Consider the following 17,969-nt stretch of genomic DNA (forward strand, 5'->3'; position numbering starts at 1 on the left):
GGCCGGCCCGGGGCGAATAGCTAGCGTTCGTAGCTTCGCACCGTGCTATTTGAGTTCAGGCCCCAAAGCGCGTTGTTGCTGCCGTTCGTCGTGCCAGGGTTGGTGCTGGCGGGCCATTTGCTGATACGAGCGATCCGCACGGGTACGCTAGCCGATGGCCTGCTGGGCCTGCTGCTGCTGCTCAACGTGTTACCGGTGGCGCAGTGGATGCTCGGATTTGCCGGGTGGTACGACAGCCACGACCACTATTCCACGCTCATGTTCTACGTGCCGTGGCGGCCTTGGCTCGCCTGGGGGCCGGTATTTTACCTCTACTTCCGCAGTTTAACCAACCAGGCCTTCGGGCTGCGGCGGCACTGGTGGCACTTGGCGCCGTGGCTGGTGTACGTGGGGGCGCACGTGGCCATGGCCGTCTATGATATCGCCTGGGGGCATAAACTGCTCGGCCAGGCCCTGCCGTATCATTTTGGCACTAAGGGCCGTGGCGCAGCCTTTTTGGATGAGCTGAACGCGCTAAACGAACTAATCGGCTACGCCTCCATGCTGGGCTACGGCCTTGCTACCCTGCGCCGCTACCGCCGCTACCGCCGCTACCTCGACGACCATTTTTCGGACACGACTCGCCTCCGGTTTCGGGGCTTGCGCGATTTGTTACTGGCGGCCCTGTTGGCTCTGCTGGTATGGTTGGGGCTCGTTGCGCTCGATGCCCTCGTTGGGCCCTTGGGCTACGGCGATTCCTGGTATGCTTACCTGGCCAATGGCGTCCTGATTTATTACCTCAGTGTGATCGGCCTGCAGGCCAACTATGCGGCAATAGTACCCTTGCGATTTGAGGCCGAGTCGGAAGCGCCCTCGCTGCTCAACCGCCCACCGCTTACCCCGGTAGCAGCGGGGGACCCTCCCGTGGAGGAGATTCCATTCGCAATGCCGGCAGGCAGCGGCATCAACGTATTGGAAACGCGGGCCTCGGCGACTATACTGGCGCCGGAGTTGCAGCCTTGGCGCGAAAAACTGTTGCGCTTAATGGAGGAAGAGCAGCCCTGGTTAGAGCCTGAGCTGACCCTGTCGGAGCTGGCGCACCGCCTTCGCACCAATACTTCCCTGCTTTCGCACGTCATCAATACCGGCTGTGGACAGAATTTTAATGATTTTGTGAATAGCTACCGCGTCGCTGAGGCCGAGCGTAAGCTACAAGACCCTTACCTGAGCCATTACTCGTTGGTAGGCATCGCGTTAGAATGCGGCTTTAATTCGAAGTCCACCTTTAACCGGGTGTTTAAAAAGCTCACCGGACGTACCCCTGGGGAAGTGAGTCGGCTCAAATCATAAGCTGAGACGGCCCAAGTCGTAATATGAAGCGCTATGGCGGCTTCGTAAGGGGACTTTTGGGCATCGTTTCACCAATGGCCCCGGCCGTCTTACTTCATGAAAAACGCGATTACTTCCACCGCCCTAACTACTTGGCGCGCCACCGTCACTCTGGGACTACTTGCCTTTTGCCTGCACTTGGGTGTACTTACAGTCGAAGCCGGCTGGCCCACGCTGGAAGCCTCCGATTGGCTTACCAAGCAGGTCGGGTCGGCATTCTTCGGGGGCATGCACTTGCAGCAGGAGCTATTCGGGGGCTTGGTGCTGTTGCTGGCGATGGGAGCAAGCCGCTGGTCGGTCGATGGCTGGTTCCGCAATCGCCTCCGGACCTGGCTGCCCGGCGTGCGGCAGAGGCTATTTAGTAAGACCACTTTGGCTGCTTCGGTGGCCGTATTGGCCGCCGTATTGCTAGCCGGGCCGGTCGTGTCGGGTGGTCTTTCCGGGCACCTTCATTCCGATTTATCTATTGAGCCCGGCAAACAGTTTTTGCTCGGGGGAGGCCAGCGCGGGGCATTTAAAGTAGTGGCAAAAAATAAAGGCAAGGTCGCCGTAGAAATCAAGGAGCGCCCCCGGGCCGGCGGCATTTTCGGTAAGGCTACCCTCCAGCCGGGTCAGCGAGGCGTCATCCGTTTTGCCGCGGGCTCTACCGCGGTGCTGCTCAACTCCAGCTCCACCCTGGCCAACCTAGACCTAACCGTGACGGGCGACACAGGGGCCCTCCGCATGAATTACGAGCCGATGGATGAGCGATAGTCCAAGCAGTGTATTCCGCCCTGGTTACGGAGTCGGCCGGACGCAGCCCGTAACCCGGTCCGGTTAATACCGCCAGCCAAGGCGCCGGTACACAAAGTGCAGCAGCCACAGCGGGCCAATCAGCAGAAACTGCAGGTCTTTGAGGAAGCTGGGCTTTTTGCCTTCCACCTGATGGCCCCAGAACTGCCCGACCCAGGCCAGGGCGAAAATGATGAGGCAAATGGCCCATAGTGGCAAGGCGGTGGCCCCCACCACTATGCGCAGGGCCAGGGCCATGGCCAGCCACACCAGCACCATGCCCAGGGCCAGCCGCCCGCTCAGGCGCACGTAGTACACGAGCGTCAGCGCCATTATCAGGGTACCCCAATTCAGCCAGGGGCTGATGCTTTGGATGGCCCCCGGTACGGGCACCGACCACAGCAAACCCAGCAGCGAGAACATGATTAGCGGCACGCAAACCCAGTGTACCAGCTTATTAGTAGGATTCTGGTGGCTTTCGCCGTATTCGACGAGGAGGGCAGCAAGTGGGGCCATGGTGGAAGGAGTGAGGAGGTGAAGCAGAGGAAGGAGGCGCTAGCGGCTAACAAGTTAGCAATAAAAAAAAGCCTTCCCGGCGGGGAAGGCTTTCTGGTATTCATCCCATCCGGCTTAGGCTTTCACCTTGAATTTACCGCGCAGGTAGGCCAGGGCCCGGGCGTGCGCCTTGGTGGCGTACTCCTGGTTGAACTTGGGGTTCGAAGGGTTGGCGAAAGCGTGGTCGGCCTCGTAGGTCTCAATGGTTACTTTCTTGCCGGCCGCAGCCATGTCCTTCTTAAACTGGCCCACAACCTCGGGGTTAATCCATTTGTCCTGGCTGGCGAAGATGCCCAGTACGTCGGTGTTCAGGGTTTTGAGCTTAGCGACATCCTTCTCGGGCATGCCGTAGTACATCACGCAGCCCACGGTTTGCTTGCCGCCGAGCAGGGCTTCCTGCAGGCTCCAGCCGCCGCCGAAGCACCAGCCGATGCTGGCGAACTTTGCCTTCGGCCCCGCGTACTGCTGAGCCCCTTTGAGGATGGCCGCGGCGCGCTCGGTTTTCACTTCGCCCATGTACTTGCCGGCCTCTTCGGGCGTGGTGGCCACTTTGCCGTCGTACAAATCCACGGCAATGACGTTGACGCCGGGCAGCTCGCGGGCGAAAGTGGCGGCCTCTTTCCGGATGTAATCGTTCAGCCCCCACCACTCGTGAATGACGAACAAGTACTGATTGCTGGGCGTGGCGCTCTTAATCTCGAAGCCGCGGCCCGGCGTACCGTCGGCGGTTTTGAACTCGATGTTCTGGCCTTCGCCAGCGTAGGTGTAGGGCAGGGGAGCGTCGTGGCCGCCCGAGAAGTCTTTGTTGGTCGCGAGCATAGCAAACGCCTCGGTGGCCGAAGCCGACGAATGACCGGCGGGCCGGGCGCAGCAGCTCGCCATTTTCTGGGCCGTGGCCGAGAACGTAAGACTAAATAGCGCAGCAGTAAGGGTGAAAAGTTTTTTCATGAAGGACAGAAAAAGGGAAATGAATGAGCAACGTCAACAGCTAACCTGGCAAAACTTCCCGCTGGGCGAGGCGTAGTTTCGGCAATTCTTGCGCTGCCCGGTGGTGCAGCGCCGCCGAACTGCTGGCACTCAAGGCTTTCTCGGTTGCCTCCACTACTTCGGCCGCTAGCTCCGGATAGGGCGCCGCCAGTCGGGCCGCCGCGGTCAGGGCATAAACTTTGACGGCCACGGGCTCGGCCGGGGCTAGCAGCAGGTCCAGGCAGGTATCAAAGGCGGCGGCTTGCCATTCCTCGGGCACCGTCACAAACTGCAGCGCGCGGGCCACGCCCCGGCGTACCGCCGGGTGCTGTTCGGCGCCGGCTTGCGTAGCCGCCAGCAAGCCGGCCAAATGCGGCACCAACCACTGGGGCCGCCGCTCACCAACCCAGCCCAACACATCAGCCGCCAGTTGCCGCTCCCGGGTGGTGCCGTACCAAAACACCTTGAGCAAGGCGGCGAAGCAACGGGGGTGCGAGCAGGCATAGTCAGTCAGCCGGCGCGTTTGCCGGGCCGAGTGCTCCCGCAGTAGTTCCGCTTGAATGTCCATACCAGCTAAAATAAGAAGTCAGAGGTAGCCGGGCACCAAAGTACGGGAAGTAGTTGACTCGCCGCCTGCCAGCAAGGCAATTACGTTAGGTCGCCGACGGTTCCCGCAAAAAGCAGGCTCCCGCTCTGATCATCGACAATGGCATAGAAAAAGGGCGAGTCCGCTTTGACCGTAACGCGGCGAAGAGGAGCAGTATCACTAGCCGAGCCCATCCACATTATGGCGGTCACCGCTGCGGCCTCAGTGCCCTGCTCATCCACTGCCAGAAACGTTTTATGTATTACCTGCTCGATAGCACCCCCGCCCGCTTGGAAACCCATAGCGGTAAAATCAGCCGTGGGCGCGAAAGGGGCGGTCAGGCCCATCTGCTGAAGGTAGGGTGCCAGGTCGCCGTTCCATTCTATTCGAAAGCGGGGCAGAGTCAATTCGACTTCCAATTGCTGAGCCGGATACTTGAGGGCCGCGTGCCAAGAATCCCAGCTAGTGGCATTGAGAGTGGTCAAAAAAGCGGGCAGGCCACTGGGCTCGTCCGGCACAAACACGAGCATGGAAAAGTCGCTGGGGTAGCCGTCGTAACGAAGTCGCACGGCCTGCCAGCCATCACCAGCCAGGTAGCCAATTTCTCGGCTGACTTGGCGCATCAGGTCAGCCGGCTGTGCTGTACCATCGGCCCGTCTAAACAAGCCAGGTTGGGTGTCACCTGGATCGAATTCACTCGCCCAGCGGGCCTGGAAATACACCGCGTTCACCAGCACGACCTTGAGTAGCGGAGCCGCCAGCACTTCGGCTGACACTATCTCAGCAATAAGCCCTGCGGTGTGCTGCTGCACCCAGGAGTTAATGGTGGAGGCCGCGTCTGGGCCGGCCAAGGGCAGCCTGGCTACCTCCGCTTGGTAAAGCGTGCGGGCCTGATTGGCGAAGGCGGGCGCCAGCGCGAAGCTGTGGTCCATCCACATACCAGTAGCCAGGTGGAGTATCGGGTTCCCGTCCTCCGGACTATCCGGCTGGAGGAGCTGTCGCAACTGGTCCGCAAAGCCGGTCGCCGAAGCGGCAGAATCCTGAGAGCTGCCAAAAAGGGTTTCGGCCAAGGCCGCCTGGGTTGCCCCGCCCGCCCCACTCATGACCAGGGCCAATGCCGCCAGGATGCCTAAGGGGGACAGCACCACAGTAGAGTTATCAGAGAGTTGCGCCACCCGACGGACCAGGGCCAGACTGAAGGTAGTTTGGGCCGTTCGGGAAGCACTGGCCTGCACCGGGGAGAGAGAAGACATTGCAAGGGGCAAGGTGATGAGTATAGTTGCCCAAAAGTAGATATAGAGTGAGTACAAGGAATCTGCGCCCGGCAAGGCAGTTACGCTAGGCCGCTGACAGTTTCCGCAAAAAGCAGGTTCCTACTGTGATCATCGACAATGGCATAGAAAAAGGGCGAGTTGGCCTTTATCGTAACGCGGTGGCCGGGAGCAGTAACCCGTATAGGGCCATGACCACTACGGCTTCAGTACCCTGCTTATCCACTGCCAGAAATGTTTTATGCACTACCTGCTCAATAACGCTCCTGCCGGCTTCCCCTTGAAAATCTATGGGCATGAAATCAGCCGTGGTGGCAAAAGTTGCTGCCAGGCCCACCTTGGCTCTTCGCAAGAAATCAATTGCTTGTTACATATTTTTGATTTCGTCAGATCTGTTAGAAAATATAACCTTGCCTAATTAGTATTCAGATTTATTAAAATAGTTCTGAACGTAGATGGCGTGCCCATTGCGCACCGACTCGTGAAGCAATAAGAAAAGTCACTACCATTCATTCAGTAGCTGGTTACAAAGGGGGCCGTGCTATTGCCCAGTTCGTACTATAGCGCCTAATTCCGTGAGCAGGGCGAACAGGCCTACATAGGTCCGGTTGAGGTAGATGAAATGCTCGGAGCCGCGTGGCTCGCGCTGCTTGCGCAGCTCGGGGTCGGCCATCATGTCGTCGCCCAAGGCGTAGAGCGCGGCCAGGTAGGCCGGGTCGCCAAAGTCGAACGTAGCTTGCCGGAAGGGGCGGCCTACCAGCTCCAACGATACCTGCAGAGTGCGCAGGTACAGAGCCCGGAGGGTCGGGGCATCGGTGGCGCGCAGCACGCCGGCTTCGGTGAGCAGCGCCGCCAGGCGAGTTTCATCGGCAATGGTTTCCGGGGCTAGCAGGGCCGTAAACAGCCGGTACACCTCCGTCGGCACCTCCTTAACGCAGCCAAAATCGAGCACGCCCAGGGTGCCGCCGTGTTCGGTGCGCAGCAGAAAATTGCCCGGGTGCGGGTCGGCATGTAGCTGGTGCAGCGTGTTGAATTGAAACTGGTAGAAGTCCCACAGCGCCTGGCCTAGTTGATTGCGCACTTCCTGGGCGGGGTCGGTAGCCAGAAATTCCTTCAGGTGCTGGCCCGGCAGCCAGTCCATAGTCAGGATGCGGGCAGTAGAGTACGCGGGGTAATAGGCGGGAAATTCCAAATGTGCCAGGCCTTGGCAGCGAGCCGCTATTTCCTGGCCGCGGCGTAGCTCCAGCTCGTAGTTAGTTTCTTCCAGCAGTCGCGTTTCTACTTCCGCTAAGTAGGGGCGGACCTGGGCTTCGCTCAGCCCCATAACGCGCAGGGCAATAGGTTTCACGAGGTTGATATCCGACTTGATGCTGGCCGCCACTCCGGGGTATTGCACCTTCACGGCCAGATCTTTACCGTCTTTACGCGCGAAGTGTACCTGCCCAATGCTGGCGGCCTGGCGGGCTTCGGCCTCAAACTCATCAAAGAGCTGAAACGGCGACTGGCCGAAAGCGTCGCGGAAGGCCTTCACCACCAGCGGGCCCGACAGCGGCGGCGTTTGGTACTGCGCCTTGGCAAACTGCTCGGCGTAGGCCGTAGGCAGCATGTTTTTCTCCATAGCCAGCATCTGGGCTACTTTCAGCACCGAGCCTTTCATCTCGCTCAGGGTGCCGTAAAGCTCGGCGGCGTTGGCCGCGTGCAAGTCTGCAGTGGTTGATTCGGCTCCCACGGCCCGCTTAGCGTAGTGCTTCACGTAGTTGGCGCCGACGTTGAAGCCGGTTTTGGCAAAGCGGGCCGCGCGGGCCACTTTCGTGGTCGGCAGGGAAGTTTGGGGTTCGTCAGACATGCCGTACCTCCAACCCAGGGTTGGAGTATGGTTAAAAAAGATTGGGTGGGAGAGGAGAGTAGTTCAGCGGGCGGTGCTCTAGACTATAGTCGGAGCTTACTTACCCACCAGAAACCGTACGAAATCCACGGCCGAGTCCAGGGTGTTGCGGCCAACCAGATCGAAGCTTAAGGTTACGGCTTTTTCGACGGCGGCGTCGGTGCGCTCGAAGTTTACGGTGTCGTCCTTGGCAAAAAAGCCCAGCACGAACAGAGCCTGCTGCCAGAAAAAACGCGGGTAGCCCTCCTGCACCAGCGGGCGGTTGGCAATTTCCCCGCTCACCCGGCCGGCGGCCAGCAAGTCGCCCACGAACCGTTCGAAGTCCTGCCGAAAATCATCGAGCACCTGCGGGGTGAGGGCCGGCACGCGGTGGAGGGAGCGGCGTAGGCTCATGAGGGCGTAGGAGCGGTTCTGCTTAAGAATTTCGAGCAGCGTGTAATAAAACGCCAGCAACTTCTCGCGGCTGCCGTAGCCTTCCCACACCGGCTCGGTAGCGGCGGCTTCGCGCGCCTGCCGGCCAAAGTCAGCCCACAGCTCGCGCTCAATCGACTCAAAATTAGCGTAGAGCTTATAGAACTCCTGCTCGGCAATGCCCAGCTGTTGGGTAAGCTTGAACACCGATTGTGGCGGGCGGCCTTCGTTGAGCACGAAGTCGAGATAAGCTTGTTTGATGCGGTCTTTTTCCATGTAGTGATAACCGCCGTGCCAGGCGGTAGGTTCGGGGAAAGGAGCCGCCACCTTTTGTAAAACGCTCCGCCAAGCAGGCGGGGCACCTCCTTTGGCGGGCCGGGGCTGATACTTGGCGGAGCAGCAGTGTTGCCAAGGTGTCATCCCGCGGCGGTTTAGCAATCCATACAAACGCAGCGTATCTGCGGAAGCGGTGCCGCCAAGGTGGCGTCCCGCATCCATTATCCAGCCGCGATGCGAGCTGTTCGGATAGCCTCCACCGCCCGCTCCCGCGCAAACTTGTGCTCCACGATGGGGCCCGGATAGGCCGGGGTGCCCACCTCAGGCACCCAGCGCTTCACGTATTGCAGCTCCGGGTCGACTTGCGCCAGTTGGCTTTCCGGGCTGTACACCCGAAACCATGGCGCCGAAACGACGCCGGTACCGGCCATCCACTGCCAGTTGCCCACGTTGTTGGCCAGTTCGTAATCGAGCAGCTGGTCGGCAAAATATTTTTCGCCCCAGCGCCAGTCGATAAACAAGTGCTTGACCAGGAAGCCTGCCACCGTCATCCGCACGCGGTTCGGGAGGTAGCCGGTCTGATTCAACTCGCGCATACCGGCGTCGACGAGCGGGTAGCCAGTGCGGCCTTCGCACCAGGCTCGGTATTCGTCCTCGTTGTTGCGGTAGGGCACATTCCGCATCTTAGGGTCGTAGGCCTCGCTGGCGGTGTTGGGGTAATGCCAGAGCAGCATCATGAAGAAGTCGCGCCAGATAATTTCGGCCAGCAGCTTCGGGTTCAGGGCTTTGGCCTGCTGCATCACCTGCCGCACGCTGAGGGTGCCGAAGCGCAGCTGCACCGAAATGCGCGTGGTACCGTTTTGCAGGGCGGGCGTGTTGCGGGTTTTGTGGTAGTTGCGCACCACGTCCTGGTCGGGCAGGTCGGCGGTGGGCACGTACTGTTCCCGTCGCTCGAAGCCCATGCTCGCTAAAGTGGGGCGCGGGCCCGCCTTTTCGGGGTCGAGGCGGTGCAGGTGGCGGGCCGTAAAATCGCGGGCCGAGCCGTAGGGCTGCAGTAAGTCGTCGGTCAGCTTGGCCAGGAAGCTTTTGTGGTAGGCTCCAAAAACCTTGGGCACCGTACCCGATTTAGTCATTATCTCGTCCTTGGCGAAGATGACCTGGTCCTTGTACCGGCGGAAGTCAACGCCGTGCTGGTGCAGCAGCTGGCCCACGGCGGTGTCGCGCGCGGTGGCGTAGGGCTCATAATCCTCGTTGGTGTATACGGCAGCCACGTCGAATTCTTGTAGTAAAGCTGCCAGCACCTCCAGCGGTTTGCCGTAGCGCGCCAGGAAAGTGCCGCCTGCCGCTTCGGTTGCCCTGGCCAGCCGTTCCACTTCATCGAAGATGAAGGTGAGCCGGGCATCGGCTTTGTTCGGTAGATGGTCCAGAATGTCCCGGTCGTAAATAAAGAGCGGCACCACGGGCAACTGGCTAGCCAGGGCGGCAGCCAGCCCCGCATTGTCGTGGAAGCGCAGGTCGCGCCGGTGCCAGAACAGACAGATTTTCATGATAGGTGTCAGAAGTTGTTTAGCATCTGTTTGCTGGCGGCAGTCTTAAGCTGTCGCAGACAGCATGACTGCCAGCCACGAGTACGGATGCAGTCTCCAGACTGCCGCGTTAACCGTTGAATGGACATAAACATGGCAGTCTGGAGACTGCATCCGTGCCCGTAGCTAGCAGTCTTAGTCGCTATGCTCCTTAAAAAGACTGCCGCCAGTTTGGCCAGGGGTAATTAAAACGCTATTTCAATTTGCCCATGCCTCCATCCACGGCCAGCACCTGCCCAGTCACGAAGGAGCTGTGGTCAGAAAGCAGGAAGGCGGCCGTGTACGCCAAGTCCGTGGGCTGGCCGATCCGCTGCAAGGGGTGACGCTTGGCGCCGGCCTCGGCCTTTTCGGGGGAGTTAAGCAGGGCCGCGGCCAGGGGCGTATTGGTAAGGGAGGGGGCAATGCAATTCACGCGCACGCCGCTGGCAGCGTACTCGGCTGCCAGGGCCCGGGTGAGCCCTTCAACAGCCGCCTTCGCGGTGGCGATGCTAGCGTGAAAGCTCATGCCCGTTTCGGCCGCCACGGTACTGAAAAGCACCACTGAGGCCCCTGCATCGGCTTTTTTTAGCCGCTTGATGGTAGCTTGCAGCACCCGCACTGCGCCCAGCACGTTGAGGTCAAAATCAGTCTGAAAATCCTCAGTCGGGATGCGCTCGAACGGCCGCAGCTTGATGCTGCCCGGAAAGTAGGCCACGCCGTGAAGCACGTCGGGCAGCGCCTCGAAAGCTGAGCCCACCGGCTGGGTGGCGTCGTAGGTCAGGTGCGAGGTGCCCAGCGCTGCCAGCTCCGGCGAGAGGTGGCGCGAGGCAGTAAACAGGTTCACGTTGAGCTTGCTCAGCAGCTGCGCCGTGGCCAGCCCAATGCCCGACGAGGCGCCAATAAGCAGAATGTTTTTGTCGGTAAAATCCATGCAGGAAAAGCTAAGCGGTACGAATGTTTTGCTAACCCCGCCAGAGTAGGAAGGTTTGCCATGGGGCAGAGATGCCCCAGGAAATACGGCAACGGAGGAGTAACCCGGGGGCAGCACCGGGGGCGGGGGCGGCTGGGGGAGCCCAAACGGATTTTGCAAGAGCGCCTGCGGGGTGGCCGGGGGCCGCCGGGTCGCCAGTGCCAGCCGTCGGGGTCGGAGAGGGTTACTCGGCACTGGTAGGCCCCGCCTGCAGCGTCACCGCTGGCGAAGAACTCCTGGTAGCCCACGCAGTAGGCGGCCCCGAAACTCAGCGTTTCGATCGGGCGGCGCTGCTCGTCGAAGAACACGGATTCGGCCGGCAGGCGCTTGGCCGGGTTGTTGGCCCAGTCGACCAGAAAGGAGCCGTCGGGCACGTCGAATACGAACTCGGCCGACGTGCGGCGCACCTTGCTCACCACCCGCCCGCGGGTGTCGGTGGCCTGCGTGGCCTCGTAGGTGCAGTGCTGGATGGGGAAGACGTGGCCGGCCACGCGCAGCTCGGCGGAGAAGGAGGCCATTAGGTGGAAGCGGGGTAGGGTAGAAAGGAAGGGCGAATAATGGGATGCTTAATGTAAAAATATATAAATAATAGAATTTTACCGGTGCTTAGCCCAGCCACCCGCATCGCTTGGGCCATACAGTACCCGCCCGACGCTTAACGTTTACCTGGAGGCAGTGGGTACTGGTGCCCTCTGCGGGCTGGTGAAAGGGCCGGGGCTTATTCTGCCGCCTTTCGCGTAGCTTCGCCGCCAGCGCGCCTATCCCACCCTTACTCTATGAACATAATCAAACTTCTGGTCGCTAACCGCGGTGAAATTGCCATCCGCGTCATGCGGGCCGCCACCGAGCTCAACATTCCCACGGTGGCCGTGTACACCTACGAAGACCGCTACTCGCTGCACCGCTACAAGGCCGACGAAGCCTATCAGATCGGTCGCGACGACGAGCCGCTCAAGCCCTACCTCGACATCGAAGGCCTGCTGCGGGTGGCCAAGGAAAACGGCGCCAACGCTATTCACCCCGGCTACGGCTTCCTGAGCGAAAACGCCACCCTCTCGCGCCGCTGCGCCGAGGAGGGCATCGTGTTCATCGGTCCCCGGCCCGAGGTGATGGAAGCCCTCGGCGACAAAGTGCGGGCCAAGGAAGTAGCCCAGCAGTGCCAGGTGCCCCAGATCGAAAGCAGTGAGGCCGACCTAGTCGATATCGAAACCGCCAAAGTCGAGGCCAACCGCATCGGCTACCCAGTGATGCTGAAGGCGGCCAGCGGCGGCGGCGGGCGCGGCATGCGGGTTATCCGCGACGATGAGCAGCTGGAGAAAGGCTTTTTTGAGGCCCGCAACGAGGCCCTGAACGCCTTCGGCGACGATACCGTGTTCCTGGAAAAGTTTGTGGAGCGGCCCAAGCACATCGAGGTGCAGCTCGTGGGCGACCACTACGGCAACCTCGTCCACCTGTACGAGCGCGACTGCTCGGTGCAGCGGCGCTTCCAGAAAGTAGTGGAGGTAGCTCCGGCCCTGAGCCTGCCCGACCACCAGCGCCACCTCCTGTACGAATACGCCCTGCGCATTGGCCGGGCTGTGGGCTACGACAACGTGGGCACCGTCGAGTTCCTGGTCAACCCCGAGCAGGACCGGATTTACTTCATCGAAGTCAACCCCCGTATTCAGGTTGAGCACACCGTGACCGAGATGATTACGGGGGTGGATTTAATCAAGACCCAGATTTTTATCGCCGCCGGCAGCAAGCTCAGCGACCCGGAGATTGGCCTCGGGGCCGAAGTGGTGCCGCTACGGACGGGCTTCGCCATCCAGTGCCGCATCACCACCGAAAACCCCGAAAACGACTTCAAGCCCGACTACGGCACCATCGTGGCCTACCGCGCGGCCGGGGGCTTCGGCATCCGGCTCGACGAGGGCTCGGTGTACCAGGGCGTGGTGGTGTCGCCATTCTTCGACTCAATGCTGGTGAAGGTGTCGGCCCATGCGCCCACCCTGTACGGCGCGGCCCAGAAAATGCTGCGCAGCCTGGACGAGTTCCGGGTGCGCGGCGTGCAAACCAACATCCAGTTCCTGAAGAACATCGTCGGCCACGAAGAATTTCAGCAGGGGCGGGCCACCGTCGACTTCATCAAAGATCACCCCGAGCTATTCCAGTTCGAAACCCGGCAGGACCGCGCCACGCGCCTGCTCAGCTTCATTGGTGAGGTGGTGGTGAACGGCAACCCCGACGTCAAAAACCTGCTCGACCCGCGCCACCGCCCGCGTCGCCCGCAACTGCCCCTGGCCGACCACGCTGCTCCCGCCCCCGGCACCCGGCAAAAGCTTCAGGAGCTTGGCCCCACGGGCTTCGCGCACTGGCTGCGCGATGAGCCCCTGATTCATTACACCGACACCACCCTGCGCGATGCCCACCAGAGCCTGCTGGCCACCCGCATGCGCACCTGGGACATGCTCAAGGTCGCCGGCGCCTACGCCCGGCAGCACCCCCAAATCTTCTCGCTCGAAGTCTGGGGCGGCGCCACCTTCGACGTGGCCCTGCGCTTCCTGCACGAAGACCCCTGGGAGCGGCTGGCCCGGCTGCGCGAGGCCGTGCCCAACATCCTCCTGCAAATGCTCATCCGCGGGGCCAACGGCGTAGGCTACAAGGCTTACCCCGATAACCTGACCGAGCGCTTCGTGCAGCAGGCCGCCGAAACGGGCGTCGACGTGTTCCGCATTTTCGATTCGCTGAACTGGCTCAAGGGCATGGAAGCCTGCATTGGGTTCGTGCGCGACAAAACCGACCGGCTGGCCGAGGCGTGCATCTGCTACACCGGCGACATCCTCGACCCCCGCCGCTCTAAATACAACCTGGCCTACTACCTGAAGCTGGCGAAGCAGCTCGAAGACGCGGGAGCCCACATCCTCTGCATCAAGGACATGGCCGGGCTGCTGAAGCCCTACGCCGCCACCGAGCTTATTACCGGCCTGCGCGATACCGTGAAGCTACCCATCCACCTGCACACCCACGACACGTCGTCGCTGCAGGCCGCCACCTACGCCAAGGCCGTGGAGGCGGGCGTCAACGTAATCGACGTGGCCCTGGGGGCCCTCTCCGGCCTCACCTCGCAGCCCAACTTCAATGCCATCGTGGAAATGCTGCGCCACACGCCCCGCCACCGCGAGTTCAACCAGGCTTCCCTCAACGAGTTCAGCAACTACTGGGAGGCGGTGCGCGAAATGTACTACCCGTTCGAGTCCGGCCTGAAAGCGGGCACGTCGGAGGTGTTTCAGCACGAAATCCCGGGGGGGCAGTACTCCAACCTGCGCCCCCAGGCCGCCTCGCTGGGCTTGCTCGATAAATTTGAGGAAGTGAAGCAGCGCTTTGCCGATGTCAACGACCTGTTTGGCGACATCGTGAAGGTCACGCCCAGCAGCAAGGTGGTCGGCGACATGGCCCTCTTCATGGTGTCTAACAGCCTGGCTCCCGCCGACGTCCTGCAGAAGGGCGAAACCCTGAACTTCCCCGAATCGGTGCGCGAGCTGTTCCGCGGCGACATCGGCCAGCCCGAGGGCGGCTGGCCCGCCGAGCTGCAAAAGCTGATTCTCAAGGACGAAGCGCCCTTTACCGACCGCCCCAACGAACACCTGGCGCCCATAGACTTTGAGCGGGAATGGACGGCCTTCCAGGAGAAGTTTCCCGGCGCGAAGTTCACCGACCTGCTGTCGTCGCTCCTCTACCCGAAGGTGTTCGAAGAGTACTGGGCGCATCGCCTGAAGTACGGCAACGTGAGCAAGGTGCCGACTTCCGTGTTCTTCTACGGCCTGCAGCCCGGCGAAGAAACCATCATCGAAATTGCCCGGGGCAAGTCGGTTATCGTGCGTCTGGAATCGGTCGGCACTCTTAACGAAGAAGGCCAGCGTACCATCTTCTTCACGCTCAACGGCCAGACGCGCAACCTGCAAGTGCGCGACCAGTCCGTTGCCGTCACCAAAGTCAGCAACGCCAAAGCCGACCGCGGCAACCCCCGCCACCTGGGGGCGCCCCTGCAAGGGATGCTCAGCAAAGTACTGGTGAAGCCAGGCCAGGCCGCCCCCAAAAACACCCCGCTGTTCGTCATCGAAGCCATGAAAATGGAAACCACCATCACCGCCCCCCAAGACCTGACCGTGGCCGCCGTCGTCCTGGCCGAAGGCAGCCGGGTCCAAGCCGACGACTTGGTGCTGACGCTGGACTAGCACAACTTTTAGGTCACTAGCCCAAGCACCTCACCCCCAGCCTCTCCCCTGGGAAGAAGGCAGGGCCAGCAGAACAAAACCCGTCAGAACGCACCCCTCCCCGGCGGGGAGGGGTCGGGGGTGGGGTTCCCGATAGAATGATATCGGAACCCCATCATGGCGGTTTCCAGGTGGCGTAGCGTGATTCCTTTTGCTTGCATTTTGAGCGATATTCACGCCATATTTGAACATTGTTGCCGGCTACATGGCGCCAAACTATCCGGCCGCTTCAACCAGGCGTACCAACGCCAGACTTATGAAAATACTCCAACTGCTTTTGGTCCCGAGTCTGGTTTGGGGAGCCGCTTGCTCCGCTCCCGCCCAGCAAACCTTTCCGCTCTATACCGGTATTATCCCCAATGCCAAGCCCAGCGAGCTAACGGAAACCAGCAACACGCCGCCCAATGGGGGAGTGATTATTGCTAACGTGGTGCAGCCCAGCCTTACCGCCTTTTTGCCGGCGCCCAGCATGGCCAATGGCACGGCTGTCATTATTTGCCCCGGCGGTGGCTATGCGTGCTTGTCTATTGATAACGAAGGTAGCGAAGTAGCCCGGCGCCTCAATCAAATGGGCATCACGGCTTTTGTGCTAAAGTACCGCCTGCCTAACGAGCAGAGCCAGCCCGACCCCAGCACGGCCCCGCTGCTCGATGTCCAGCAGGCCCTGCGCCTAGTGCGTCAGCAAGCCGCGAAATACAGCCTTAACCCCGAAAGAATTGGGGTAATGGGCTTTTCGGCGGGTGGCCATTTGGCGGCTGCGGCGGCCACGCGGTTTGCTCGTCCGCTCGGGGGGAACTCCGACCCCGTTTCGGTACGCCCGGCCTTTTCAGTGCTGATCTACCCGGTTATCAGCTTCAGCGACAGTTTGCAGCACGCCGGCTCGCGTGAGCACCTGCTGGGCAAAACTCCTTCGGCGGAGGAAGTGCGGCAATATTCCAACGAAAAGCAGGTGACGGCCCAGACGCCCCCGATCTTCCTGGTCCACGCCCAGGACGATAAGGTGGTGTCCGTACAGAACAGCATTGTCTTTTACCAGGCTTGCCTCCATCATGGCGTGCCCGCCGAAATGCACTTGTACCCTCACGGCGGCCACGGCTTTGGCCTGCAAAACAAAACCACCAAAGACCAGTGGCTGGACCGCCTGCAGAACTGGCTCGACGCCAACGGGTGGCTGACCAAGCAATAGGGAAAAATCTGAGATGTAGTAAGCTGTACTTTGATTCCCAGCCTCCCGAAACCGTTTTCTCCCAGTTGGACGCGCACCCAAAGGTCTCCTGATTGCTTGCATCAGCCCGGCGCCGGTATGGCTGAAAGCCCACTCCTTTGATTTTGGGGTAAATTAGCTGCTTTGCGCCCATCCCGCCCGTCCTCGCTGGTAGCATCCGATTGGCATTCGGGAAGCTACTAGAGCCGTTTCCTGGTCCGTGTACCCGCCGTCAGGCTCCCCTCTGCTGGGGCTTCGCGCCTCCCGCGAACCGGGGTCGTACCCGGGAGGGTTCGCCCTGTAGGGGTCCCGGGAGGTTTTCCTGCCTGCGCCCGGTACACGGAGCTGAAAACTGCTATAACTACTCGTAACGTCTTTACTTCAACCTATGAAATCAGCTTTTCTTACGTTCGTCTGCGTGCTGGCCGTGTTCATGGCCCCGGCCCAGACGCGCAAAGCCGCCAAAGCCTCGGCGGCTCCGCAAGTATCGTCGGCCACAGTTACCCGCGTCGTGCGCGCCCTGGCGGCCGACGACATGCAGGGGCGGGGCACCGGCCAGCCCGGGGGACTGAAAGCAGCGCAGTTTCTGGCCGGCGAGTTTCGGCGGATTGGCCTCCGGCCCTTGCCGGGCGCGTCGGGTTTTGAGCAAGTGTTCACAGCCTATCAAACCCAGCCGGGCCCCATCAGCGTGGTGCTCAACGGGCAAGCCGTGGCCCCGGACCAGGCCGTAGCCCTGTCAGCTCAGCCCACCCTGACCTGGACGAGTGAGGACGCCCAGCGGGCCACCGTCATAACCATTGGGCCGGGCGCGGCGGAGCAGCGCAAGTTCAATCGTGAGTTATTTGCCCCCAAAGCCAACACCCTGGTACTGGTCGACACCTCGCAGGCCAAAATGTTTGGCCGGGTCGCCAGCGAATTGCGCCACGGCACCACGAGCATGGACAAGCCGGGGCCTTATTCCACAGTATTCGTGCTGGCCCCGGCATCCGCCACGCTTACCTACCGCATCAGCACCAGCGCCACCGTGCGCCCCATCGAGCTGCGCAACGTGGTGGGCCTGCTGCCCGGCCACGACCCGGCCCGAGCCCGCGAAAACATTGTGTTCTCAGGCCATTACGACCATTTGGGCGTGGTAAAGCCCGCCATCAACGGGGACTCTATTGCCAACGGGGCCGACGACGACGCCAGCGGCACCACCGCCGTGGTAGCGCTGGCCGAATATTTTCAGAAGAAGAACGACAACGCCCGTCCGCTCATTTTCGTGGCCTTTGCCGCTGAGGAAGTCGGCGGCTTTGGCGCCCGCTACTTCTCGCAGGGCCTCCAGCCCGAGCAGGTAGTGGCCATGTTCAACATCGAAATGATTGGGAAGGTGGCCAAATTTGGCCCCAATACCGCGTTCATTACCGGGTTTGACAAATCGAATTTTGGCCCGCTCCTCCAAGCGAACCTGATGGGCAGCAAATTCCGGTTCGAGCCCGACCCGTACCCCGAGCAAAATCTCTTTTATCGTTCCGACAACGCCACCCTGGCCAAGCTCGGCGTTCCGGCTCACACCATCAGTACCGACCAAATTCCGACTGATAAGCTCTACCACTCGGTCGATGATGAAGTGGAAAGCCTGAATCTAACCAACATGCGGGCCGTGATTCAAGCCATTGCGCAAAGCGCCCGAGGGATGGTCGCCGGCCGGCAAACGCCCACCCGCATCGCCCCGGAGCCAGCTAAGGGCCAATAGGCAGAATGCTACCAATGCTGCTCAGCACCCATCCCGCCGGCACTGTGCCATCCGTGGTGCCTGTGCTGGAAGCATCTAGCTGAGGCTGTTTGTGGCATTGGCTACTTCCGAAGATCGAAGTGGCGAAACGTGGGTAAACTGCTTCTTTGA

At 61.0% G+C, this 17,969-nt stretch carries 14 protein-coding genes; 5 read left to right on the plus strand and 9 right to left on the minus strand.

Annotated elements, in window-relative coordinates; genetic code table 11:
- Positions 1-42: 42 nt before the first annotated feature.
- Positions 43-1,329 (plus strand): helix-turn-helix domain-containing protein, encoded by a 1,287-nt coding sequence (locus tag IC235_RS22550; protein WP_191003542.1) that lies wholly within the window; start codon positions 43-45, stop codon positions 1,327-1,329.
- Between the two features lie 96 nt (positions 1,330-1,425).
- Positions 1,426-2,121, plus strand: coding sequence for a hypothetical protein (locus tag IC235_RS02265; RefSeq protein ID WP_191003543.1), 696 nt, complete (start codon positions 1,426-1,428; stop codon positions 2,119-2,121).
- A 63-nt stretch (positions 2,122-2,184) separates the two neighbouring features.
- Here the strand turns inward: IC235_RS02265 and IC235_RS02270 are convergent, their stop codons facing one another.
- The 9 genes from IC235_RS02270 to tssD form a co-directional block, all read right to left on the minus strand.
- Positions 2,185-2,655, minus strand: coding sequence for an Mpo1 family 2-hydroxy fatty acid dioxygenase (locus IC235_RS02270; protein ID WP_191003544.1), 471 nt, complete (start codon positions 2,653-2,655; stop codon positions 2,185-2,187).
- Positions 2,656-2,769: 114 nt separating this feature from the next.
- On the minus strand, positions 2,770-3,642 hold the full coding sequence (locus IC235_RS02275) for a dienelactone hydrolase family protein (RefSeq protein ID WP_191003545.1): 873 nt from the start codon (positions 3,640-3,642) through the stop codon (positions 2,770-2,772).
- Positions 3,643-3,682: 40 nt separating this feature from the next.
- Positions 3,683-4,228, minus strand: a complete 546-nt coding sequence (locus tag IC235_RS02280; RefSeq protein WP_191003546.1) for a hypothetical protein — start codon at positions 4,226-4,228, stop codon at positions 3,683-3,685.
- Positions 4,229-4,308: 80 nt separating this feature from the next.
- A complete protein-coding gene (locus IC235_RS02285) occupies positions 4,309-5,499 on the minus strand; it encodes a serpin family protein (RefSeq protein WP_191003547.1) in 1,191 nt (396 codons plus the stop codon).
- 559 nt (positions 5,500-6,058) lie between these two features.
- On the minus strand, positions 6,059-7,363 hold the full coding sequence (locus IC235_RS02295; protein ID WP_191003549.1) for an ABC1 kinase family protein: 1,305 nt from the start codon (positions 7,361-7,363) through the stop codon (positions 6,059-6,061).
- 96 nt (positions 7,364-7,459) lie between these two features.
- Positions 7,460-8,089, minus strand: coding sequence for a TetR family transcriptional regulator C-terminal domain-containing protein (locus IC235_RS02300; protein ID WP_191003550.1), 630 nt, complete (start codon positions 8,087-8,089; stop codon positions 7,460-7,462).
- Between the two features lie 221 nt (positions 8,090-8,310).
- Positions 8,311-9,636 carry a cryptochrome/photolyase family protein gene (locus IC235_RS02305; RefSeq protein WP_191003551.1) on the minus strand — a complete coding sequence of 442 codons (1,326 nt, stop codon included), beginning with the start codon at positions 9,634-9,636 and terminating at the stop codon, positions 8,311-8,313.
- A gap of 232 nt (positions 9,637-9,868) precedes the next feature.
- Complete coding sequence (locus IC235_RS02310) at positions 9,869-10,585, minus strand: SDR family NAD(P)-dependent oxidoreductase (RefSeq protein ID WP_191003552.1); 717 nt, start codon at positions 10,583-10,585, stop codon at positions 9,869-9,871.
- Positions 10,510-11,142, minus strand: coding sequence for a type VI secretion system tube protein TssD (gene tssD / locus IC235_RS02315; RefSeq protein WP_191003553.1), 633 nt, complete (start codon positions 11,140-11,142; stop codon positions 10,510-10,512). The genes IC235_RS02310 and tssD overlap by 76 nt, the downstream gene beginning before the upstream one ends.
- Positions 11,143-11,400: 258 nt before the next feature.
- Between tssD and IC235_RS02320 the strand changes: the two genes are divergently transcribed.
- From IC235_RS02320 to IC235_RS02330, 3 genes are all read left to right on the plus strand, one after another.
- The gene (locus tag IC235_RS02320; RefSeq protein WP_191003554.1) at positions 11,401-14,841 is read left to right on the plus strand and encodes a pyruvate carboxylase; all 3,441 of its coding nucleotides are present in this window, start codon (positions 11,401-11,403) and stop codon (positions 14,839-14,841) included.
- Positions 14,842-15,136: 295 nt separating this feature from the next.
- Positions 15,137-16,066: an alpha/beta hydrolase gene (locus IC235_RS02325; protein ID WP_191003555.1), complete on the plus strand. Its 930-nt coding sequence runs from the start codon at positions 15,137-15,139 to the stop codon at positions 16,064-16,066.
- Between the two features lie 406 nt (positions 16,067-16,472).
- Complete coding sequence (locus IC235_RS02330; protein WP_191003556.1) at positions 16,473-17,819, plus strand: M20/M25/M40 family metallo-hydrolase; 1,347 nt, start codon at positions 16,473-16,475, stop codon at positions 17,817-17,819.
- Positions 17,820-17,969 lie beyond the last annotated feature (150 nt).

This window comes from Hymenobacter montanus (genome assembly GCF_014699115.1).
Taxonomy (GTDB): domain Bacteria; phylum Bacteroidota; class Bacteroidia; order Cytophagales; family Hymenobacteraceae; genus Hymenobacter; species Hymenobacter montanus.

Bases quoted from the DNA above. Each gene is read 5' to 3' on its own strand.
- IC235_RS02265 (WP_191003543.1), top strand. From the start codon at position 1,426: ATGAAAAACGCGATTACTTCCACCGCCCTAACTACTTGGCGCGCCACC.
- IC235_RS02270 (WP_191003544.1), bottom strand. From the start codon at position 2,655: ATGGCCCCACTTGCTGCCCTCCTCGTCGAATACGGCGAAAGCCACCAG.
- IC235_RS02275 (WP_191003545.1), bottom strand. From the start codon at position 3,642: ATGAAAAAACTTTTCACCCTTACTGCTGCGCTATTTAGTCTTACGTTC.
- IC235_RS02280 (WP_191003546.1), bottom strand. From the start codon at position 4,228: ATGGACATTCAAGCGGAACTACTGCGGGAGCACTCGGCCCGGCAAACG.
- IC235_RS02285 (WP_191003547.1), bottom strand. From the start codon at position 5,499: ATGTCTTCTCTCTCCCCGGTGCAGGCCAGTGCTTCCCGAACGGCCCAA.
- IC235_RS02295 (WP_191003549.1), bottom strand. From the start codon at position 7,363: ATGTCTGACGAACCCCAAACTTCCCTGCCGACCACGAAAGTGGCCCGC.
- IC235_RS02300 (WP_191003550.1), bottom strand. From the start codon at position 8,089: ATGGAAAAAGACCGCATCAAACAAGCTTATCTCGACTTCGTGCTCAAC.
- IC235_RS02305 (WP_191003551.1), bottom strand. From the start codon at position 9,636: ATGAAAATCTGTCTGTTCTGGCACCGGCGCGACCTGCGCTTCCACGAC.
- IC235_RS02310 (WP_191003552.1), bottom strand. From the start codon at position 10,585: ATGGATTTTACCGACAAAAACATTCTGCTTATTGGCGCCTCGTCGGGC.
- tssD (WP_191003553.1), bottom strand. From the start codon at position 11,142: ATGGCCTCCTTCTCCGCCGAGCTGCGCGTGGCCGGCCACGTCTTCCCC.
- IC235_RS02320 (WP_191003554.1), top strand. From the start codon at position 11,401: ATGAACATAATCAAACTTCTGGTCGCTAACCGCGGTGAAATTGCCATC.
- IC235_RS02325 (WP_191003555.1), top strand. From the start codon at position 15,137: ATGAAAATACTCCAACTGCTTTTGGTCCCGAGTCTGGTTTGGGGAGCC.
- IC235_RS02330 (WP_191003556.1), top strand. From the start codon at position 16,473: ATGAAATCAGCTTTTCTTACGTTCGTCTGCGTGCTGGCCGTGTTCATG.